The organism is Chromobacterium phragmitis, assembly GCF_003325475.1.
Classification (GTDB): Bacteria; Pseudomonadota; Gammaproteobacteria; order Burkholderiales; family Chromobacteriaceae; genus Chromobacterium; species Chromobacterium phragmitis.
The window spans coordinates 3,890,211-3,913,065 of the sequence record NZ_CP029495.1 but is presented as its reverse complement, the minus strand read 5'-3'; the positions used below and the strand labels follow the sequence as shown (position 1 = coordinate 3,913,065).

General features: G+C 66.9%; 13 protein-coding genes. 7 read left to right on the top strand and 6 right to left on the bottom strand.

From position 1 onward, the window contains the following. Positions 1-2: 2 nt before the first annotated feature. Positions 3-1,127, bottom strand: coding sequence for an efflux RND transporter periplasmic adaptor subunit (locus DK842_RS18570; protein ID WP_232538525.1), 1,125 nt, complete (start codon positions 1,125-1,127; stop codon positions 3-5). 300 nt (positions 1,128-1,427) lie between these two features. On the opposite strand from DK842_RS18570, the gene fepB reads away from it, so the two are divergent. Further along, complete coding sequence (gene fepB / locus DK842_RS18565; protein ID WP_232538524.1) at positions 1,428-2,429, top strand: Fe2+-enterobactin ABC transporter substrate-binding protein; 1,002 nt, start codon at positions 1,428-1,430, stop codon at positions 2,427-2,429. 384 nt (positions 2,430-2,813) lie between these two features. Continuing rightward, on the top strand, positions 2,814-3,413 hold the full coding sequence (locus DK842_RS18560) for a hypothetical protein (protein ID WP_145964082.1): 600 nt from the start codon (positions 2,814-2,816) through the stop codon (positions 3,411-3,413). Positions 3,414-3,478: 65 nt separating this feature from the next. Here DK842_RS18560 and entS read toward each other — a convergent pair whose 3' ends face one another. Next, positions 3,479-4,753 (bottom strand): enterobactin transporter EntS, encoded by a 1,275-nt coding sequence (entS, locus tag DK842_RS18555; protein WP_114062787.1) that lies wholly within the window; start codon positions 4,751-4,753, stop codon positions 3,479-3,481. A 129-nt stretch (positions 4,754-4,882) separates the two neighbouring features. On the opposite strand from entS, the gene fepD reads away from it, so the two are divergent. From fepD to DK842_RS18535, 4 genes are all read left to right on the top strand, one after another. Then, a complete protein-coding gene (gene fepD / locus DK842_RS18550) occupies positions 4,883-5,896 on the top strand; it encodes a Fe(3+)-siderophore ABC transporter permease (RefSeq protein WP_114062786.1) in 1,014 nt (337 codons plus the stop codon). Next, on the top strand, positions 5,893-6,936 hold the full coding sequence (gene fepG / locus DK842_RS18545; protein ID WP_114062785.1) for an iron-enterobactin ABC transporter permease: 1,044 nt from the start codon (positions 5,893-5,895) through the stop codon (positions 6,934-6,936). The genes fepD and fepG overlap by 4 nt, the downstream gene beginning before the upstream one ends. Continuing rightward, a complete protein-coding gene (locus DK842_RS18540) occupies positions 6,933-7,772 on the top strand; it encodes an ABC transporter ATP-binding protein (RefSeq protein WP_269779780.1) in 840 nt (279 codons plus the stop codon). The genes fepG and DK842_RS18540 overlap by 4 nt, the downstream gene beginning before the upstream one ends. A gap of 206 nt (positions 7,773-7,978) precedes the next feature. Then, positions 7,979-8,781, top strand: a protein-coding gene (locus DK842_RS18535; protein ID WP_114060661.1) for an IS5 family transposase whose coding sequence is annotated in 2 segments (ribosomal slippage) — positions 7,979-8,306 and positions 8,306-8,781 — 804 coding nt in all. Because the reading frame shifts where the segments join, the coding sequence is not laid out codon by codon here. A 195-nt stretch (positions 8,782-8,976) separates the two neighbouring features. Here the strand turns inward: DK842_RS18535 and DK842_RS18530 are convergent. The 4 genes from DK842_RS18530 to fes all read right to left on the bottom strand — a co-directional run bounded on the left by DK842_RS18530 (position 8,977) and on the right by fes (position 20,496). Then, the gene (locus DK842_RS18530; protein WP_114062784.1) at positions 8,977-9,669 is read right to left on the bottom strand and encodes a GPW/gp25 family protein; all 693 of its coding nucleotides are present in this window, start codon (positions 9,667-9,669) and stop codon (positions 8,977-8,979) included. A 634-nt stretch (positions 9,670-10,303) separates the two neighbouring features. Next, complete coding sequence (locus DK842_RS18525; protein ID WP_232538523.1) at positions 10,304-18,790, bottom strand: amino acid adenylation domain-containing protein; 8,487 nt, start codon at positions 18,788-18,790, stop codon at positions 10,304-10,306. 103 nt (positions 18,791-18,893) lie between these two features. Next, entirely contained in the window at positions 18,894-19,106 is a 213-nt protein-coding gene (locus DK842_RS18520; RefSeq protein WP_114062783.1) for an MbtH family protein, read from the bottom strand. Between the two features lie 70 nt (positions 19,107-19,176). Continuing rightward, positions 19,177-20,496 carry an enterochelin esterase gene (fes, locus tag DK842_RS18515; protein ID WP_232538522.1) on the bottom strand — a complete coding sequence of 440 codons (1,320 nt, stop codon included), beginning with the start codon at positions 20,494-20,496 and terminating at the stop codon, positions 19,177-19,179. Positions 20,497-20,745: 249 nt separating this feature from the next. Between fes and DK842_RS18510 the strand changes: the two genes are divergently transcribed. Continuing rightward, positions 20,746-22,791 (top strand): TonB-dependent receptor, encoded by a 2,046-nt coding sequence (locus tag DK842_RS18510; RefSeq protein WP_168194922.1) that lies wholly within the window; start codon positions 20,746-20,748, stop codon positions 22,789-22,791. Positions 22,792-22,855: the final 64 nt, after the last annotated feature.

Sequence of the window (22,855 nt, the reverse complement as noted above, 5' to 3'; positions counted from 1 at the left end):
GCTCAGCTCCTCCCGGCCAGGGCCGGCAAGGCCACCGGCGTCGCCGCCTCGCCCGGGCGGGCGCGCTGCAGGCCGTCGACGATCAGCCTGTCGCCGGCTTTCAATCCTGTGGTCACCAGCCAGTAAGCGCCATGAGTGCCTTCCGTCGTCAATACCCGCTGCTCCACCTTGTTGCCGGAACCCAGCACCAGCGCGGTGGCGCGGCCTTTGTCGTCGCGCGCCACGCCTTGCTGCGGCGCCAGCACCGCCTGGCGGCGCACGCCCTGCTCCAGCTCGGCGCGCACATACATGCCGGGCAGCAGCAGGCCTTCCGGATTGGGGAATTCCGCGCGCAAGGTCACCGCGCCGGACACGCGATCGACGTTCAATTCGGTGAAGCGCAGCTTGCCGGCATGCCGGTACGGCGCGCCGTCCTCCAGCTTGAGCCTGGCGGTGGCGCCGGCCGGTTCAAGCTCGCCGTCTGCCTGCCTGCGCTTGAATGCCAGCAAATCCTGGCTGGACTGGACGATGTCCACGTACATCGGGTCCAGCTGCTGGATGGTGGCCAGAGTCGCGCTCTGGCCCGAAGTGACCAGCGCGCCCTCGCTGACAGCCGAGCGGCCTATGCGGCCGGAAATCGGCGCCAGCACGCGGGTGCGCGACACATCCACTCTCGCGGCGGCCACCGCCGCCTCGCCGGCCTTCGCCGCGGCCAGGCCCTTGCGGTAGTCGGCGTCCGCCTCCTCGCGCTCCTGGCGGCTGACCCCGTCTATCTTGGCCAATTCGGCATAGCGTTCGGCGCGTCCCTTCAGGCTGCCCAACGCGGCGCGGGCGGACGCCAGCGTCGCCTCCGCCTGCTGCAAGGCCGCCTGGTAGCCGGCCGGGTCGATCTGGTAAAGCAGGTCGCCGGCCTTGACCAGGCTGCCTTCGGAGAAATGCCGTTTCAGCACGATGCCGTTGACCTGCGGCCTGACTTCGGCGCTGCGGTAGGCGACGGTGCGGCCGGCCAATTCGGCCTTTACCGCCACGTCCTTCACCTCCAGCTTCACCACGCCCACCTCGGGCGGCTTGCCCGCCTCCGGCCCTGGCTCCTTCCCCCCGCAGCCGGCCAAGCCCGCCGCCATCGCAACAACCGTCAATATCCGCATGTTCCAGTGCATTCCGGCCGCGAAAGCGGGAACCCTCAGCCCCATCAGATGCGCGCGCGGACGCATGCCGTCATCGAAAAGCGGGCTTGGCGGCTCTCGTTCCGGGCTCAATCGAGTCCAGTATCCAAGCAGCGGCCGGGCACGGGCAAAGCGCCCGCCGCTCGTCCGCCGCTCGCATGAGCTTGCAGGCGGATTCCCGGAATTGAGACGGGAATCTTGGCATGGGCGACAATGTTAATGATAATACTTATCACTTGCAATAAAATCGCAGAACGCTATCGAATGCAAAGGAAACACGCCATGCCGCTTTCCCACGCCACGCGCCGCGGCGCGCTGCGCCTGGCCGCCGCAGCCGGCCTCGCCGCCCTGCTCACCGCCTGCGACGTCCCCGCCCAATCCGACGGCGCGGTCGCCCCCCCGGCCGGCTGGCCGCGCACGCTGGACACGCCCAAGGGCAAGGTGACGCTGGACAAGATGCCCGAGCGCATCGTCTCCACCAGCGTGACGCTGACCGGCACCCTGCTGGCCATCCACGCGCCGGTGGTCGCCAGCGGCGCCAGCGCCGCCCACTCCAAGGTGACGGACGACCAGGGCTTCTTCACCCAGTGGAGCGCGGTGGCCAAGCAACGCGGCGTGACGCCGCTGTACCAGGGCGAGCCCAACGCCGAGGCCATCATCGCCGCCCAGCCGGACCTGATCGTGATGGCCGGCACCGGCGGCGACTCCGCGCTGAAGCTGTACGAACAGCTGAGCCAGATGGCCCCGACCCTGGTGGTGAATTACGACGACAAGAGCTGGCAGGAACTGGCCACGCTGCTGGGCCGCGCCACCGGACGCGAAGCCGACGCCCGCGCCGCCATCGCCGATTTCGACGCCGAGGCGGCGAAACTGAAGTCCGCGCTGAAGCTGCCGCCGCAGCCGACGGCGGCGCTGGTTTATTACGAAGACGGCTCCGGCGCCAATCTGTGGACGCCGCAATCGGCGCAGGGCAAGCTGCTGCAGTCGCTGGGCTTTGAGTTGGCCACCGCGCCGGACCGCGTCAAAGGAAATACCAGCATGGGTGTGCGTCACGACATCATCCAGTTGACAGGCGAGAAGTTCGCCGACGGCCTGCAAGGCAAATCGATGATCCTGTTCAACGCCGACCAGGACCAGGTGCCTCAGGTGCTGGCCAATCCCTTCCTGGCCGGCAATCCGGCAGTGAAGGCCAGGCAGGTGTACGCCGCAGGCCTGGACACCTTCCGCCTGGACTACTACAGCGCGCGCAATCTGCTGGCGCGGCTGCGCAAGCAGTTTGCTTAGCCAGTCGGCCGCTCAAGCCATCCCTGCGGAATCAACGGGGATGGCGCCAGTCCGGCGAAGTCGCAGCACAGCACTTGAGCCCCGTTGCACAGCGCGATCACAGCCGCCGACCAAACAAGCGGGCTGGGCATTCTTAAAGCCGCCGACCAAACCGGGTAGAGCACTCGAGTCAAGGCGTGCCGACGCAGACAGTACCCACTGTGCGGCGAGGAGGCGCAACGCGGGATCAGCTTTTTTGTGAGCGGCGATTATTGCGAATAGCCTGATTCGCGGATAGCTTCTAGAGCTTTAGCCGTGCGCGCCGCATGACTTCCGCCACTCGGGGATTGCAAGCGCCATCGAAAACTTGCCGGGTCGACACCGGCACAAACCTCAGCTGCCATCATGAAAAAAACCACCGTCCTCTTCTGCCTCTGCCTGCTCTCCCCTTTTTCTTTCGCTGACGAACCAGCCTGTCTTGACGACTTGGCCGGGATCTTTCAGAGCGCGATCGGCCGCAGCGCGCCGGAATCGGTGCTTGCGGTGAAGCATGGCCAGGACGGCTGGGAATTCAGCCTGCCACAAAGCTCGGAGGACAATAAGGACTCGCTTTTCCGCTATCATTTCGACCGCGCAAAAACGTTGCCGGCCAACGCCCTCACCGGCGACAGCCTGCAATACGTCGGCCACACCATGCTGACGCCATTTTTAGAAAAAAACATCCCGCTGGACAAGATCAAGATCGAATGCGGTCTGGCCGTCGACGGGATGTTTCTGCTCAGAATGGACCTGGCCCAGGCAGACAACAGGCTCCTGAAAAACATGGCCATGCTGAGCAGCGCGATGGCGGGCGACAAGCCCAGCGTCAAGATAAGCGACAGGCAGGTCAAAAAACTGCGTGGCACCCAGTATTTTGCCGGAGAGTCGCTGCAGCTGGATGGCGTCATCAATACCATCACGCCGTTCCTGGTGCAAAAATCCGCCAATGCCGGGCAGGCGCATTAGCATCGGACGCGCCACATGAAAAAAGCGGACTGCCGTCCGCTTTTTTCATGGCCGCAGCCTCAGGCTCAAGACCCCGCCGCCTGCTCCACCGGCTCGCCTTCGGCCTGCTCCGGCTTGCCGCCGGAAAGGCGGCGCAAGGAGCCGAAGCCCGCGCACATGAGCAAACCCGCCGCGGCCGCGCCGGCGCCGAACCAGGCCACCGCCATCAGCGGCGCCAGCGCCCGCGCCAGCGCGCCAAGGCCCAGCGCGCCCAGGCTGTCGCCCACCACGTCCTGCGCGTTCCACAGGCTGTTGACGCGGCCCAGCAGGTGGTCCGGCGTCTGGCCCTGCACCAGCGTGAACTGCAGCAGCGAGGCGATGGACCCCAGATAGCCCAGCACCACCAGCGCCGCCAGCCCGTAAGCCAGGTGGGTGAAAGCGCCCAGGGAGGCGATGGCCAGCGACGACGCGGTCACGCAAGCCAGCATCATCGCGCCGGGACGGCTCAACCCGCCCACCCAGCCGCTGGTGAAAGCGCCCAGCATCGCGCCCAGCGGCACCGCCGAATACATCAGGCCCACTTCGAACGCGCCGCCGCCGTAGCCATCCTCGGCCAGCGACGGGTACAGCACCCGCACCGCGCTCAGCAGCGTCTGCAGCGTGCCCACCGCCACCACCGCGCCGACCACCTTGTTCTGCCACAGGAACTCGAAGCCTTCCATCAAGGACCGCAGCGGGTGCGAGGGCTCGGCGTTTTGCGGCTTCAGCGACGGCAGGCGGGTCAGCGGGATCAGCGTGGCCAAGGTGCCGATGCCGGCCAGCAGGTAGTTCCAGTTGACCCCGGCGGCGGTGATGATCAAACCGCCCAGGAGCGGCGACAGCACCGCGCCGAAGCGCACCGTCAGCATGCTCAGCGCGCCGGCGGCGGGCAGATTCTCGCGGCCGACGATGACCGGAATCGACGCCATCAACGAAGTGATGCCGATGCCGCTGAAGAAACCGTCCCAGGTGGACACCACGTACAGCGCCGTCACCGACGGGTTGGTCATGAAGCCGTTCAAGGCCAGCGCCAGGAAGCCTAGGCCGCAAGAAGTCCGGCCCAGCAGGATCAGCCGGCGGCGGTCCATGCGGTCGGCCAGCACGCCGCCGCACATCAGGCCGGCGAACATGCCGATGCCGTCCAGCGCCATCGCCGCGCCCACCTGCAGCGTGGAGCCGGTGAGCTGGTGGATCTGCACCGGCACCGCCACCATCAGGATGCCGAAGGCGAACACCGAGATCATCCGGGCGATGAAGATGGAGCGAAAATGCGGATTGAGCCTGAGCAGGCTGAAGTCGACGAAGATAGGCGATTTTTTCATGTTTTCAATGCAATGGTTCAACGGAAGTGGCGCGCGCGCCACCGCTGATGACAGGCCGCGGCAAAGGCCTGTCGCTTCATGTGACAGGCATGGTAACATCGACAATTGTTATTAGGAATCATTTTCATTATGGCGATTAGCCCTACCTCGTCCCGCCAGCGCCGCGCCGCGCTGCTGCTGCTGGCCAGCCTGGCGCTGCTGGCGGCCGTTTCCGCGCTGAGCCTGGCCTTGGGCGCCAAGTCCATCCCGCTCGGCCTGGTATGGGATAGCCTGCTGGGACGCGCCAACGGGCCGGACAGCGTGATCGTGCTGCAGGGACGGCTGCCGCGCACGCTGCTGGGCCTGCTGGCCGGCGCGGCGCTGGGCTTGTCCGGCGCGCTGATCCAGGCGCTGACCCGCAATCCGCTGGCCGACCCCGGCATACTCGGCGTCAACGCCGGCGCCAGCTTCGCGATGGTGCTGGGCGTCGCCTTCCTCGCCGTGGACAGCCAAGGCGGCTACATGGCCTGCGCGGCGACGGGCGCCTTCCTCGCCACGCTGCTGGTCTACGCCGTGGGCGCGCGCGGCCGCCGCGCCGATCCGCTGCGCATCGTGCTGGCCGGCGTGGCCGTCGGCGCGGTGCTGATGGGCCTGTCCGCCGCCATCACCCTGCTCGACCCCATCGCCTTCAACCGGCTGCGCTACTGGAACGCCGGCACGCTGGACGTGCGCGACATGGCCGCCGTCTCCCTGGCCGCGCCCGCCATCCTGGCCGGCGGCGCGCTCGCGCTGCTGCTGGCCCGCCCGCTGAACGCCATGAGCCTGGGCAGCGACCTGGCGGTCAGCCTGGGCGGCCGTCCGCTGTTGACCCAGGCCGGCGCCGTGGCCGCCGTCACCCTGCTGTGCGGCGCCAGCACCGCCGCCGCCGGGCCGATAGGCTTCGTCGGCCTGATGATTCCCCACGTCGCCCGCCGGCTTGGCGGCGTGGACCTGCGCTGGAGCCTGCCCTTCACCGCGCTGCTGGCCCCGATACTGCTGCTGGCCTCGGACATCGCCGGCCGGCTGCTGACGCCGGGCGAGCTGCGCGTCTCCATCGTCACCGCCTTCATCGGCGCGCCAGCGCTGATCTGGCTGGCGCGCGGCCACGGCGGAGGCCGCGCATGAAAACGACGGCGCTGCGGCTGGGCCGCCCCGACGGCCGCTTCAACCTCCGCATCCACCCCGGCCGGCTATGGCCGGCGCTGCTGATGATGGCCGCCTGCGCCGTGTTGGCGCTGCTGAGCCTGCGCGCAGGCGCCCTGCATCTGAGCGTTGAGCAAGTGTGGGCCGCACTGCAGGGCCAGGGCAGCCGGCTGAACGTGGCCGTGGTCCAGCAATGGCGGCTGCCGCGGGTGGCGATGGCGCTGGTCATCGGCGCGGCGCTGGGCATGAGCGGCGCCATTTTCCAATCCCTGCTGCGCAATCCCTTGGGCAGCCCGGATGTGGTGGGCTTCAACACCGGCGCTTACACCGGCGCGCTGCTGGTGATCACCACCATAGGCGGCAGCCATTTCCAGATCGCCGGCGGCGCGCTGGCCGGCGGCCTGGCCTCCGCCGCGCTGGTCTACCTGCTGGCCTGGAAGCGCGGCGCGCAAGGCATGCGGCTGATCATCATCGGCATCGCCGTCAGCGCCATGCTGAGCGCGCTCAACAGCTGGCTGCTGATCAACGCCAGCCTGGAAGCGGCGATGAGCGCCGCCATCTGGGGCGCCGGCACGCTGAACGGCATGACCTGGAGCAAAGGCTTGCCCTCGGCGCTGTTCTGCCTGCTGGCGATGCTGGCGGCGCTGGTCTTGAAGCCGCGGATGCGGCTCTTGGAAATGGGCGACGACTGCGCCAACGCGCTGGGCGTGCCCGCCGAGCGCGCCCGGCTGACGCTGATGGGCCTGGGCGTGGCGCTGATCGCCTCCGCCACCGCGGCGGCCGGCCCCATCGCCTTCATCGCGCTGGCGGCGCCGCAGATCGCCCAGCGGCTGCAGCGCGCGCGCGCCACCAGCCCGCTCACCGCCGCCTGGACCGGCGCGCTGCTGCTGCTGGCGGCCGATTACGCCGCCCAGCACCTGTTCTACCCGCGCCAGCTGCCGGTTGGCGTCGTCACCATCTGCATCGGCGGCCTGTATTTGCTGTGGCTGCTGCTGCGCCAAAGCCAAGGCGCGAAACCATGAGCACGCTCACGCTGAAACAAGCCCTCCCCCTCGCCGCCGCCCCCGCGCCGGCCGCCCTGGACCTGCCGCGGCTGTCCGGCGACGGCCTGCGCTTGGGCTACCGCCAGCGCGTGATCTGCGAGCGGCTGAACCTGCGCATACCCGATGGCGCCTTCACCGTGGTCATCGGCCCCAACGGATGCGGCAAATCGACATTGCTGCGCAGCCTCAGCCGCCTGCTAAAGCCGCTGGACGGCCAGGTGAGGCTGGACGGCCGCGACATCCACAGCCAGCCGGCCAAGGCGGTGGCCCGCCAATTGGGCCTGTTGCCGCAAAGCGCCGTCGCGCCGGACGGCATCACCGTGGCCGATCTGGTGGCGCGCGGCCGCTATCCTCACCAGAGCCTGCTGCGGCAATGGAGCCGCGAAGACGAAAACGCGGTCAATGAAGCGCTAAAAGCAACCGGCACCGCCGAGCTGGCCGACCGGCTGGTAGACGAGCTGTCAGGCGGCCAGCGCCAGCGCGCCTGGGTGGCGATGGCCCTGGCCCAGCAGACGCCGCTGCTGCTGCTGGACGAACCCACCACCTATCTGGACATCGCCCACCAGATCGAGCTGCTGGAGCTGTTCCGCACTCTCAACCGCGACGGCGGCCGCACGCTGGTGGCGGTGCTGCACGACATCAACCACGCCTGCCGCTACGCCACCCACTTGATCGCAATGAAGGACGGCCGCATCGTCGCCGAAGGCGCGCCGTCGCGTATCGTCAGCGCCGAGCTGATCGAACAGGTGTTCGGCCTGCCCTGCCTGATCATCGAAGACCCGGTCAGCCATACGCCGATGGTGATTCCGCGCTGATTTCGTCTTGCTGCGCCTGCATGAGAAATGGCCCTTGTCGGTTAATGCCGTTCACTTAGACCCGCTAACAAAACCTATATTTTGCGCAGTGGCGCACATGGAAGATCAGCGACTTACAAGCGACCGCCTGAGGTTTTGTTAGCCACTCTTAAGAGCCGCTAACAAAACCTCTTGATGCCAGATGCGTATGCCCTCACCTGGCAAAGATGCAACGAAAAGTCATCAGCCAGAAGCTTTGGAAGTCATTGCAGCCGCTACTCTCCCCGCCGCCGCGTTCCCGCCGGGGTGGGAGGCCGCGGCTGGATGATTTTGCTGCCCTCAACGGCATCTTGTTTGTTCTCACTACCGGCATTCCTTGGGAGGACCTCCCGCAGGAACTCGGTTTTGGCAGCGGGATGACCTGCTGGCGAAGGCTGCGGGATTGGCAAGCGCAAGGCATTTGGGACCGCCTACACCTGGCTCTGCTGATACAACTGCGCCAACACGATCAAATTGATTGGAGCCGGGCCAGCATTGATGGGGCTAGCGTTGCCAGCCCCCGGGGGGCCAAGAGACCGGCCCCAACCCCACCGATCGAGGTAAATGCGGCAGCAAACGGCACATCATCGTAGATCGCCGAGGTTTGCCATTGGCGCTGAGCATTACCGGCGCCAATCGGCACGACTCCATGGTCTTCGAAACTTTGGTCGATGCGATTCCTGCCGTTCCTGGCTTGCCAGGACGGCCCAGACAAAAGCCTTACAAGCTGCATGCTGACAAAGGCTATGACTACCGCCGTTGTCGTGCACACCTGAGCCGACGCGGAATCTTGGTGCGAATTGCTCGGCGCGGGGTGGAAAGCAGCGAGAGACTAGGTCGCCACCGCTGGGTGGTAGAACGTACCCATTCTTGGCTAGCTGGCTTCGGCAAGTTGCGCATCCGCTTCGAACGGCGGCTGGATACGCATTACGCCTTGCTCAAGCTGGCTTTCTCATTGATATGTCTGCGATTTGTCGACAGGTTTTGTTAGCGGGTCTTAAGAGAAAAGCACCGTCTCCGTGTATGGAAGCGGTGCTTTTTTGTAGATTCCTGTGCTCCAAGGCCAGAAAAGTCGCCCGAAAATCCTTAAATAAATGAACGGCATTATCCCCTGTCTGGGCCATTTTCTTTCCCCCTTCGAGTCCATCAAACACCCCAGCTCTTTAAAAATCAGAGTACCATTTATTTAGTATGAACGCCCACCAAACGGAACAAATATTAGAATTTCCTGCGACCACATTCCCACTCCTTCAACTTCCAAATCAAAAATTATCGGGAGCCAGTGATCATTTCGTTCTTCTAATATCTTGACATTCCTAACCTGGCGCACGCTTTGAAAAGGCGTATACATGCCAGGCACACCCATGGATTTATACGGAATACACGCCAGTCTAATCACCTCCAGCTTAAACAAACGCTCAAGCCATATCGACCCAACAAAGTCATCAAAATATTCTTTAAGACGCGAGCCAAAGGTTCGGTGATACAGCATCTCTCCGCGAAGCGTCGACAAACAAAGTTGAATCTTTTGCGGAAGCGCATCAAGACCAGACACAGTAGCAATTCCACCTTTTTCATCAACAAATGAATCATGCTTCTCATTTAGCGCGAGATCCATACCTAGTTGATTCGCATTGATACGCGGAAAACTGTCAAAAACTTGTAAGTTAATCTCATAACCGCTACCGGATTTTTTCCATGCAGGTGGCGCTGCCAGCTGACGGCCATCACCCAATGCATTCACCAAAACAAATCGATCATAAGAATCTGCCTGATCAAAATGCTCACCAAAACTAATCAGCGCCGCTACATCACCTATCAAAAAATGCTCCAGACGCAAATACCACTCTCGACCGGAGAGTGCCAATGATCTCACCAAGACCGACTACTCCTGGCCCTATTGCTAAGAGGTCGCAATGCACGCCAATTGACGAAGCACCACTGAGCAGTGCTGACACTCTATGCTCATGAGATGCTTTCATTTCTCTGAGAGCTTCAGCCGGGTAGCGCACCTCGTCTCGATCAATTTCTATACTGTGATTAGCACAAAGCCATATCCCGTTCGAAATGTCTTTCCGTTGCTCGGCTGTCATGGATGCATGATAGCGACGGCCACCGGGTGAAGCCGCATGGATGTGCGCAGCAACCCCAATAATAGTTACTGAGTCAGGAGACTCATCGCTTGGTCCTGATGTTGGAACATCACAACCAGGGAAAGAGCACTTATAATTCGCTCGCAAGGCAAGTGCTCGCTTTGTCTTTTCGTTGAATTCATCACGGTTATTTTTACCCATAGATAAAGCCTCCTAGATGAAACCATAAGCAAAATCATTGCAATAGACAAATGCCATAGAGTAAGCAACTTAGAGTGGCTAACAAAACCTCAGGCGGTCGCTTGTAAGTCGCTGATCTTCCATGTGCGCCACTGCGCAAAATATAGGTTTTGTTAGCGGGTCTTAACAAGCCGCAACAAAAAATGGCCCCTCGCGGGGCCTTCGTTCTGCCGGAATCCATCACCCCAAGCTATCCACCCCCTTCAAAATGCCATCCAGCAACGGCCCCAAGGTTTCCAGCGACTGCGGCGACACGATGTCCTCATGCGCGCAATCCAGCTCATGCACGGAGAGGCCGGCCAAGTGCGGCCGCCAGGTTTCCCGCACGTCCATGCCTTCGGGCAGAGTGCGGCGGGCGACGAACAGCGTGGCCTCGCCGTCGTAGCGCGGCGTGCGTGCCTGCGACAGCAGACGCACCGCGTCCTGGTAGTTGGCCACGATGTGGCCGAACATCTCGGTCTTTTCCCGCAGCATGAAGGCGTCGGCGGCGTCCTCGGTGGCGGACATGAACTGCTCCTGCTCGCGCGCCACCTCGGCCTTGGCCTCGTCCTCGGTCGGGCCGTTCCAGTCCTGGCCCTCCGGCGGATAGGTGTCGAGCAGGCCCAGGAAGGCGACCTCCTCGCCCTGCTGCCGCAGCCTGGCCGCCAACGCCTGCGCCACCGTGCCGCCCAGCGAATAGCCGATCAGGTGATACGGGCCTTGCGGCTGGATACGGCGCAGATTGGCCAGATGGCGGTCGCACACTTCGTCCATGTCGGCGCAGCGGGCGATGGCGCCGTCCGGGCGCGGCGATTGCAGGCCCACCAGCGCGAGGCCGGGGCGCAGATGGCGCGACAGGCTGCTGTACTGCCAGGCGAAGCCGGAAGCCGGGTGGATGCAGAACAGCGGCCGCCCCTTGCCGGCGCGCAGCGGCAGTACCTCGCCGAAGCCGGCCAGCGCCGGGTCAGACGCCAGGCCAGCGTCGGACAATACCGTCGCCAGCTTGGCCACCGTCGGCGAGCTCATGATCTGGCCGACCGACACCGGCAGCTTCAGCTCGCGGCGCAGCGTCGCCGCCAGCCGCATCGCCAGCAACGAGTGGCCGCCCAGCGCGAAGAAATCGTCATCGGCGCGCACCGCGTCGGATTCCAGGATCTCGGCGAACAAAGCGGCGATCCGGCTCTCCAAACCCGGGCGCGGCTCGCGGCCTTGGGCCGCCGCCGTCGAAGACGGCTCCGGCAGCGCCTTGCGGTCCAGCTTGCCGTTGGCGCTGAGCGGGAAGTCCGCCAGGCGCATCACGGCCACCGGCACCATGTGCGCCGGCAGGACCCTGGCCAGCATCGCGCGCAGCGCGTCGGCCTCGGGCGGGTTGTCCGGATCGGACGCGATCACATAGCCGACCAGCTGGCGGTTGTCGGCGCCGGCAGCGTGGGCCGCCTGGCCGCCCAGCGCGCGGGCGTGGACCACGGCGCGGGCGACGCCCGGCAGCGCCAGCAGCGCCGCCTCGATCTCGCCCAGCTCGATGCGCTGGCCGCGTATCTTCAGCTGATCGTCGCTGCGGCCCAGATACTCGACGGCGCCGTCCGGCAGCCAGCGCGCGATGTCGCCAGTGCGGTACATCCGCTCGCCGTCGGCGTACGGATCGGCGACGAAGCGGGCCGCAGTCAGATCCGGCCGGCCCAGATAGCCGTGGGCCAGCTGCGCGCCGCACAGATAGAGCTCGCCCGGCGCCCCGACCGGCACCGGCCGCAGCGCGGCGTCCAGTATCCGCAGCGCAGTGTTCCACACCGGCAGGCCGATGGGTACGCTGGCCGATTCCGGTGCCGGCTTGGCCGCCGGCTGGTAGCTGACGTCCACCGCCGCCTCGGTCGGGCCGTACAGATTGTGCAAGGGCGCGCCTATCAGGCCGGCGTAGCCGTCAGCCAGCTCGCGCGACAGCGCCTCGCCGCTGCAGAACACCCGGCGCAAGCCGGCCGCTTGGGCAGAACGCGCCGCGGCGTCGCCCTGCATGTGGGCCAGCAGCGCCGCCAGCATAGACGGGACGAAGTGCAAGGTGGTGACGCCGCGCGCGGCGATCAGCTCCAGCAGCGCTTCCGGGTCGCGGTGGGCGTCCGGCGGCGCCATGAACAGCCGCGCGCCGACGATCAGCGGCCAGAAGAATTCCCACACCGACACGTCGAAGCTGCAAGGCGTTTTCTGCAGCACCACGTCGTCCGCGCCCAGGCTGTACTCGTGCTGCATCCACAGCAGGCGGTTGACGATGGCGCGGTGCGAAACCAGCACGCCCTTGGGCCGTCCGGTGGAGCCGGAGGTGTACAACAGATAGGCGGCGTGGTCCGGCGTCAGCGCCGGCGCGTCGAAGGCCTGCGGATCAGTCGCCAGCGCGTCCTGCAGCAGCAGCGTGCCCATGCCGGCGAAGCGCGGCGCCAGTTCGGCGCAAGTGACGATCAGCGCCGGCTTGGCGTCGGCCACCATATAGGCCAGCCGCTCGTCCGGGTAACCGGTGTCCAGCGGCAGATAGGCGGCGCCGGCCTCCTGCGCCGCCATCAGCGCCAGACTCAGGTGCACCGAGCGCGGCAGCGCCACGGCGACGATGTCGCCCGGCTTGACGCCGGCCGCGCGCAGCCTCCCGGCCAGATGCGCTACCTGGGCGCGGGTTTCGGCATAGCTGAGCGCATGCGCTTCGTCCAGCAGCGCCGGCGCGTCCGGCGTCCTGGCCGCCTGGGCCGCCAGCAGAGACGGCAGCGTGGCTTCGGGGATCGCTACGGCGGTGGCGTTGACCTTGTCGATCAGCTCGCGTTCGGCGCCGGTCAGCGGGTCGAAGGCCGACCACGGCAGCTCGGGCCAGAAAGCCAGATGCTCGAGCAGCGCCAGCATCCGTTCGGCCAGCCGCTGCGGCGCTTTCACCAGATTGCGGTACTCGATCAGCAGGCGCAGCCGGTCTCCCGGCAACGCCAGCACCGTCAGCGGATAATGGGTATGACCGCGGTTGCGCAGCGCGGCGATGCGCGCGCCGTGGTAGTCGCGCGACTGCATGTCCTGATCCGGGTAGTTCTCGACCACCAGCAACGTGTCGAACAAGGTGGCCGCACCGGCCAGGCGCTGGATTTCGGCAAGGCCCAGCCCGTCGTGCTCCAGCAGACGGATCTGCCGCGCCTGCAAATCGGCCAGCTGTTCCCACAGCGGCGCGTCCGGCCGCAGCGCCACCCGCACCGGAATGGTGTTGCTGAACAGGCCGATATGCTCGTCCACGCCGTCCACCGGGCTGAAACGGCCCGACACCGGCGAGCCGAACACCACGTCGTTGCGGCCGGTCAGCACCGATAGCAGCGCGCCCCACATGCCCTGCATCCCGGTGTTCAGGGTCAGGCCGCGTTCGCGGCAGCGCTCGGTCAGCGCGTCTTCCAGCGCTTGCGGCAGCACCAGCTCGAATTCCCGCACTTCCGGCGCGGCCGTCTGCTGGCCGAACAGCAGCGTGGGCTTGACGCCGTCCAGCGTCTGCAGCCACAGCTGGCGCGCCGGCGTCAGATCGCGCGCCGCCAGCGCGCGGACCACGCTGGGGTAGTCGACGCGGATGGAAGGCAGCGTGTCCGGCCCGTCGCCATAGGCGGCCAGCAAATCGCGCAGCAGGATGGGCGTAGACCAGCCATCGACAACCAAATGGTGCGCGGTCAGAAACAGCGTGGCTTGGCCGCCGTGGCGCGTCAGCGTGGCCTGCAGCAGCGGGCTGTCGCCGGGGCCGCCGACCGTAAAGTCGCGGTCCAGCTCCTCGCGCTCCAGCGCCTGCAGCGCCTCGGCCTCGTCGGCCGACGCGGCCAGCTCCAGCTCGCGCCACGGCCATTCCGGCAGCGCCAACGGCAGCAGTTGCAGCGGCTCGGCCTGAGCCTCGCTGTCGAAGCCGGCGGCCAGCTGCGGGTGGCGGCGCAATACCGCCGCCAAGGACGCCCGCAGCCTGTCGCTGTCCAGCGGTCCTTCGAAGGTGACGCGGGTGATGGAGTTGTACTTGCCGGCCGCCTCGCCCAGCTGGGCGTGGAACAGCAGGCCCTGCTGCAGCGGCAACACCGGCAAGGCGGCGGCCAGACTACCGTGGCGCTCTGTCAGCGCCGCCAACTCGGCGTCGGACAGCGGCGCGCCGCCGGCGCCCAGCGTCTCGGCTGCCACCAGCGTATCGGCCGCGGCCAGCGGATCGCGTTCGGCGAGATGCGCCAGCGCGGCGATCGCGCCGTCCATCCGCTGTCCCAGGCGTTCTATGGCGTCGGCGCCATACAGCGCGTCGGCCCAAGTCCAGTTGACCGCCACCCGCGGCGCGGCGCCGGTCTCGTCGACGAACACATTGGCCTCCAGCCCGTATTGCAGCGGCAAGGCCGGATCGATGTCGACGGCGAAGGCGTCGGCGAAGCGGCCGCCGACAGCCAGCGGCGTCCATTCGCCGTCGCCCGCCTGGAAACGGCCCAGGTAGTTGAACAGCAGCGCCGGACGGTTTTGCGCTTCCAGCGCGCCCAGCGCCGGGCCGTGCTCGTCGTCCAGATGGCGCAGCACGCCGTAGCCCAGGCCATGATCCGGGATCGCCCGCATCACGCGCTTGACCGCGCGCAGCGCCGCCAAGGCCGCCGTATCGCCGGCCGGCTGCGCCGACAGGTCGAACAGCGCCGGGTACTCGGCGGTCAGCCAGCCCACGGTGCGGCCCAGGTCGATGCCGTCGCCGACTGCGTGGCGGCCATGCGACTCCAGGCCGACGCGCAAGCGCGGCGCGTCGAATTCGCCGCGGCAAGCCAGCAGCAGCGACGCCAGCAGGATTTCCTCGACCGTCGCGCGGCAGGCGTTCGGCAGCTTTTGCAGCAGGGTCGCGCTGGCAGCCTCGCCGAGCAGCGCCCGGCGGTGGCGGGCCGCGTCGTGGCGGTCGCGGGCCGGGTCCAGCGCCTTGGCGCTCAATGCGCTGGCTTTTCCGGCCAGCATGCCGCGCCACATCGCCAGCTCGCCGCGGCGCGCCGGAACCTGGGCCGCCAGCGTCTTCGCCCATTCGCGCAGGCCGAAGTCCTCGCGCGGCAGCTGGACAGTCTCTCCGGCCATCGCCGCCTCGCAGGCGGACTGCAGCTCGGGCAGCAACGCGCGCCACGACACGCCGTCCACCGCCAGGTGGTGGATGGCCAGCAGCACGCGCTTGCCGTCCTCGCCATCCCGCAAGACCGCCTGCAACAGCAGGCCGTCCGTCGGGTTCAACCGCGCGCAGGCGGTTTCAAACAGGCTGTCCGGCGTCGCCCCCGGCGCGGCCTCGATCAGCACCCGCGCGTCCAATGCGGACGGCGCGGCGTCCAGATGCAGTTGGCCGTCGACAGCGCGGCTGCGCAATGCCGGGTGGGCGCGCTGCAAGGCCAACAAGCCGGCGGCCAGGTGTTCGGCGGCCAGCGCCGCCGGCGCCTTCAGCCACACGCCCTGGACGAAGCGGCTGGCCATGCCGTATTGCTCGGCGAACCAACTGACGATGGGCAGCTTGCCCAAGGGCCCTGCCGCGTCGTCGGCTGCCGGATTAGCAGCCGACAGCGGTTGCAGCGCCGCCGCCATGCCGCCCGGCGTGCGCTTGGCGAACACGTCGCGCGGGCGCAGCAGGAAGCCGGCGCGGCGCAGCTCGGTGCCCAGGCTCATCGCCGAGATGCTGTCGCCGCCCAGTTGGAAGAAGTCGTCGTCGGGGCCGGCCTGCTCCAGGTTCAGCACCCGGGCCACCGCCGCGCACAGCAGGCGCTCGGCGTCGTTGGCCGGCTCCCGTCCTGCGGCGGCGTTGTGCGGCCGGATCGCCGGCAGCGCCTTGCGATCTATCTTGCCGTTGATGTTGACCGGCCATTCCGGCAGCACCGCCAGCGCCGACGGCACCATGTAGTCCGGCAGCGTCTCGGCCACTTGCGCCAGCAAGGCGGCGGACAGGCCCTCCTCCTGATGGCGGCCGGCGTCAGCCATCGTGCAATAGGCGATCAGCCGGTGGCTGCCGCCCACTGCCTCGGCCAGCACCACGGCGGCGTTCACTCCTGGCAGGCTGGCCAGCGCGTGCTCGACCTCGCCCATCTCGATGCGGAAGCCGCGCACCTTGACCTGGTGGTCGACGCGGCCGATGAAGTCCATCTGGCCGTGGGCGTTCCAGCGCACCAGGTCGCCGGTGCGGTACATCAACTCGCCGTCGCCGAAGGGGCTGGCGACGAAGCGGGCCGCGGTCAACGACGGGCGGTTCAGATAGCCGAGGCCCAGGCCGGCGCCGGCCAGGTACAGCTCGCCGGCCACGCCCATGGCCACCGGACGCAGCGCGGCATCCAGCACCAGCGCGCGGGTATTGGCCACCGGCCGCCCCACCACCGGCTCTTCGGCGATGCTGCCCGGCGCGCCCAGCGCGGAGATCGTGTATTCGGTCGGGCCGTAGAAATTATGGAAATGCAGCTGTTTGTAGCCGCGCATCTCCTTCCACAGCGCCGGCGGCACCGCTTCGCCCCCCACCAGCGCCATGCCAGGCTGCCAGTGGCCGTCGTCCATCAGGCCGCAGTCCAACATCTGCCGCAACAGCGACGGCGGCACGTCCATCTCGTCTATGCGCTCGCGGCGCACCAGTTCCACCAGCTGCTGCGCATCGCGGCGCAACTCCTCGTCGCACAGATGCACTTCCTGGCCCATGAAGAGCCAGAACAGCTGCTCCAGCGCGCCGTCGAAGGACAGCGAGGCGGTCTGCATGGTACGCACGCGGCGGCCGCGCCCGCGGATGAAGTCGCCGAACAAGCCGCTCTGCTGGCTCAACAGCAGGTTGAGGAAGCTGGCGTGGGCGATCATCACGCCCTTCGGCTTCCCGGTGGAGCCGGAGGTGTAGATCATGTAGGCGAGACGGCTACCCTCCAGCGGACGCAGTCGTTCCGCGTCGTCCAGCGGCCGGGCGGCGCGGGCGGCCAGCCGCGCGCGGACCGCCTCGTCGTCCAGGCACAGCGCCGGCAGGTCCGGCAAGCGGCCGCGGACGTCGGAACGGGTCAGCAGCAAGGCCGGCGCGGCGTCCTCGCACATCATCGCCAGCCGCTCGGGCGGATAGTCCAGATCCAGCGGCAGGAAGGCGGCGCCGGCCGCCAGCGTGCCCAGTATCGCCACCACGGTGTCGACGCTGCGCGGCACGGCGACGCCGACCACGCTGCCATCGCCGATGCCGCGCGCCAGCAGCTCGCGCCCCAGTTGCGCGACGCGGGCCGACAGCTCGCCATAACTCAGCCGCTCGTCGCCGCACACCAGCGCGGTATCGTTCTCATATTGCGTGGCGCTTTGCAGAAACACGTCCAGCGCGGTGCGCACGCCCTCCGGCGCGCTGATGCGCGGACCGCGCGACCATTCGTCCAGCGCCATTCGCTCCGCCCCGCTGTGCAGGGGCGCGTCGCCCACCGTCGCGCCGCCGGCCAAGGCGGCGATGAAGCCGCGCAGCCGCCAGGCGTGCCATTCCAGCTCCGCCGCGTCATAGCGCGCCGGATTGGCGCTCAGCTCCACCACCAGGGTTTCGCCCTGCTGCCAGAGGCCGAACTCGATGTCATCTATCGGCCCCACCGCCAGCGGCAGCGCGACGCCCGCCACCTCCCCCAGCCGCAGCGACTGATCGTAGATCTTCAGGTTCAGCGTCGCGCCGTACAAGGCGCGGTTGGAGCCGACCATGCCGCTGTCGCGCTGGATCTGCTCGGCATCGTAGCGCTCATGGCGGCGCACCTGTTTCAACTCGTCGGCCAGCCGCCGCGCAAGCGTAGCCAGGTCGTCGCCATCGTCGATGTCCAGCGCCACCGGCAGCACGTTGACCACCGGGCCCACGGCCCGCAGCGCCGCCGACCCCATGCGCCGCATGAAGGGCACGCCCATCGCCACCCGGCTCTTGCCGCTCATCCTGGCCAGGTAGGCGAAAACGGCCGCCATGGCCTGCGGCGTAGCCGCTCCCCCGGCGATTTCAAAACGCCGGCGCAGCACGTCGACATTGGCCGCGCCGTCTCCGGCCAGCGCGTCGCGCGCGGACAAGGTGGATGGAGACGGCAGCGCGGCGGCGTAATCGCGCCAGAAGGCGCGGTCTTCCTCGCGGCGCGGGCTGGCCAGGTAGGCGTCGCGCTCGGCCGCGACATCGGCGAAAGAAACGAATGGGGACGGCGACGGCGCTTCGCCGCGGCTCAAGGCTTGATAGATGTCGGCGATGCGGCGGGTCAGCGCAGCGAAACTGTAGCCGTCGACGCAAACATGGTGGTAACGCTGATACCAGAACCAGCGCTCGCCCGCGCCGCCAGCCAGCTTGAACAGGCGGTGCAGATACAGCGGCCGCTCGCCGTCGGCCGGCAGGTCCGCGGACAAGTCTTCGCGCATCCATTGGCGGGCCTTCTCTTCCGGATCGGCCTCGGCGCTCAGGTCATGGATTTCGGGAAGGGGCAGATCCTTGGCGCTCAGCCCTTGCCGCAGACGCTGCGCCGGGCCGTCCGGCGTTTCCTGATATTGGGCGACGACGGTGTCGGCCTCGGCCAGGCCCAAACGGATGGACTGCCGCAGCCGCTCGGCGTCTATCGCGCCGTCCAGTTCGACGCAGTGGGCGACGGTGTAGGTGTTTTTCTGTTCGGCGATCTGGTCCGCTAGCCAGATGCCCAGTTGCGAGCCGAACAGCGGCAGCTCGCGCTCGACGGCGGAGGATTTGGTTTCAATGGTCAACACGATGCTTCCCCGGATGCGGGTAATCGGAACGGCCGGCGCGCAGCCGGCCGCGCCCAGGCCTGCGGCATGGGCGGGACGATGCGAAGATGAGGAAACGGCGGCCTTAACCGCTGCGCAGCGATCGCGGGCGGATGTCGGTCCAGTTGGCGTCGAGATAAGCAACGCACGCGGCGCGGCTGTCAGGTCCCCGCGCCACGTTCCAGCCGGCTGGCGGCGGCAGCGTCGCCGGCCACAGGCTGTGTTGGTCCTGGCGGTTTACCAGGACGAGAAAGGAAAGGCTTTCGTCATCGAAAGGATTGGTTTGCTCCGCGCTCATGGCGAACACTCCAGCAAGGCGAGCCGGCCTGCCGCGGGATGCGCCCGGCGGCGGACGATTCTGGTTTGTTTTAAGGGGCGACCCAGGGCCGCCACAGACAGCCCAACCCTTGCAACAAGCCGCCGCGCCAGCACAGCCAGTCATGCCCGCCCTCGAATACCTGGTAATGCACGTCGTGCCCGGCGCGCTCCAGCGCCGCGCGCTGGCTGTCGTTGACGTCCACCATCACCTCCTCGCGGCTGCCCACCTCCTGGAACACGCGCAGCTTCCCGGACGGCGTCTCGCCGGCCTCCAGCCGTTCGGTCAGCCAGCCCTTGCTGCCCGGCAGACGGCGGCCGCTCGCCGCGCGCGCCCTCTCATGCAGCTCGACATGCGGCCACCAGAACGAGCCGGACTGGCTGAGCACGCAGCCGAAACGATCCGGCCAATGGAGGCCGGCGAACATCGCCGCCAGGCCGCCATAGCTCTGCCCGGCCACCACAGTGCGGTCTGCTTTGTCGCTGAAGGGCGCGATCAACGCCGCCTGCGGCAGCAACTCTGCCTGCAGCGCCAGCCAGAATTCGGCATTGCAGGGCAGGTCTTCCTCGCGGTGCTTGCCGTCGATGCTGTCGATCAGCAAATACACCGCGGGCGGCAAACGGCCGCGGCGGGTGTCCTCGTCCAGCGCGGCGAACACCGGCAGGCGCTGCGCCCAATGCTGGCCATCCAGCAGCACGGCGAGTGGACGCTCCGCCCAACGTCCGGCCGGCACGTCGCCGGCATGGTAAATCCACACCCGGCGCGCCTTGCCCAGCCGCGCGCTGTCCCAGCGGATTTCGGTTAAGCGCCGCGGATCGGCGCCTCGCCCTTCGCTGTCCCATGCCTGCCAGGCGGACTGATCCGGCGCGTCCGGCAGATGCAGCGGCGACAGCGCCGCGCCCCAGCTGCTGCGATAGCCGGCGGCGGGGTTGAGCGGATCGGCGACGGCCTGGGCCATGATGCTCAGCCACCATTCGCGATGGCGCAGCCGGCTTTCGCGGACATCGCCGCCGGGAACGGGAGGCGTCTGCCCGGCCGCGACCGGGATATAGGCGTAACTGCCTCGCCAGTCCGCCGGCAACACCGCCTGCCACCACCAGACATCGGTATCGCCCAGGCGGGACAACGATTGCGGCTGCGGGCTGTGGTGATCGGTGACAGAGTTGACGTCGGCGTAGACACGAACAAGCTTGGACTCAGAGGCGCCGCCGGCCGGGTCTCGCCACAGGAAAGTCACGCATACGCGCCCATCCGGCAGCCGCTCGCGCAGCGGCGCGCCCGCGGCGGCCAGTCGGTCCCACCATTGCGGCTCGCCCGCTTCCGGGTGTTGCAGCCAGGCCGCACTCCGCACAGCCAGTTGATTTGGTTCCACATTTCGCTCCATTGATCCAAGATGCGGGACTGTCCGCGCCCCGCAAGGCTCCGCGTTCCGCTTTATCGATTGCATAATGATAATGATAAATATTATCATTCGCATCAATTGATCGCAATGATCTTCGTGGGCTTTCGCCCGCGCGTTCCGTCCGCCGCAGTAGCCAGCCAACGATTCCTCGCCAGCCAGACGACGCCGCAGAACACCACCTGTCACGCTGACAACAATCACAATGAGGAATATGGAACGATGGAAAAAATCCCGCATCGCCAGCGCAATGTCTTGGCCCAAGCCACCCTGCTGGCGCTGGCCTGCCTGGGCGGCATGACGCTCTCCCCCGCCGCGCGCGCCGCCGACGCTGACGCCAAAGAGGCCGCGCTGCCCACGGTGACCGTCACCGGCGAGAAGATCAACCGCTCGCTGCAGGACACCACCACAGCCGTCACCGTGCTTCGCGACGCGGACAAAGGCGAAACCAAGTCCATCTACGACGCGGTGGCCGCCACCCCCAACGCCACCGCCAACGGCGCCGGCATCGTCAATATCCGCGGCGTGGAAGGCACCGGCCCGGGCACTGGCTACAACACCCTGGTTTCCGGCTCCCGCCCCCGCGTCAGCACCACTGTGGACGGCCTGTCGGAAAGCTGGAACGGCCAGCGCTATGTCGACGCCAGCCCGTGGGACGTGGAACAGATAGAAGTGCTGCGCGGCCCGCAGTCCACCACCCAAGGCCGCAACACCATGGCCGGCGCCATCGTGGTCAATACCAAGAACCCGACCTTCGATTGGGAAGGCGCGCTGCGCGCGGGCTTCGAGGACAAGGACGGAAAAATGACGCTGGCCGGCATGATCTCCGGCCCCATCACCGACGAACTCGCTTTCCGCATCGCCGCCGAGGGCCTCAACGGCCACAGCTATGTGGATTACCCCGGCGCCATGCCGTGGGACGCGTCCGAGGTGCGGCACAGCAGCTACCGCGGCAAATTGCTGTGGAAGCCCAGCGCCCTTCCCGGCCTCACCGCCAAGCTGACGGTGTCCCATCGCAAGAACAAAGGCGAATACCTGAACTATGTCGACGGCAACTACTTCGACTACCAGTATCATCGCCTGTCGACCGAAGCCCGTTATCAGGACTCGTTCAACAATACCGTCAGCGCCGATCTGCAATACCAGATCAACGACGCCTGGAGCGCCCACCTGCTGCTGGGCCACGCCGACAACGTCAGCGCGTTCAAGGATTCCGACACGCCCGCCTTCAGCATGAGGCTGGACGAGAAGAGCAACACCGCCGAGGCCCGCCTGGCCTACGCGCCTCAGAACGGCAAGCTGAGCGGCTTGCTCGGCGTCTACTATTACGGCCGCGATCAGGACATGAACGCCTCGCCGCGCGTGGCGGCCAAAGACAGGCTCAAGACCGAAGCTATTTATGGAGAAGCCACGCTGGCGCTAAGCGACAAATGGAGCCTGAACCTGGGCGGCCGCGCGGAACGCGAGACGCAGCGCCGCAACACCACCCTGGGGCCCGGACAGAGCTACGAAGCCCAAGCCAGCTACGACCTTGGCGAGACCCTGTTCCTGCCCAAGGCCGGTCTGAGCTACAAGCACAGCCCCACCACCACGCTGGGCCTGTCCGCGCGCAAGGGCTACAACGCCGGCGGCTCCGGGCTGGACAACGACAACAAGTACTACACCTTCAACAAGGAAGAAGTCACCGCCTATGAGTTGAGCAGCCGCTCCTCCTTCCTGGATGAGCGCGTCAGCCTCAACGCCAACGCCTTCTTCAACCAATACACCGGCTATCAGGCCATCCTGGGTTCGCGCTTCACCAATATTCCCAAGGGGAAAAGCTATGGCCTGGAGCTGGAAGGCAAAGCCCGCGTCACCCCCAAGCTGACCCTCAGCGCCGGCATCGGCCTGCTGGACACCAAGGTGACCGGCGCCGACGCCGCCAACCCCGGCATCCAGGGCAAACAGTTCAACTATGCTCCCCACCTGACCGTCAACCTGGGCTTCAAGCAGCGCCTGCCGCGCAACTTCTATATTGGCGGCAGCCTCAACCGCGTCGGAGCCTACTACTCCGACATCACCAATGATCCGAGCCGAGCCGCCGGCGACTACACCGTGGTCAATCTGAACACCGGTTACGAAGACGCCCGCTGGGGGGTGCGCGCCTATGTGAACAACCTGACCAACCAAGGCGTGCTCTACGCCCAGATCCCCGCCCGCGGCAACAACCTGGGAGTGATAGGCGCGCCGCGCACGGTGGGCGTGACGGTGGACTACCGCTTCAACTGATCGCGTCCCGCCTGGCGCAGACTGTGAGATAAAACAAGGCTGCCGGATGGCAGCCTTGTTTTTG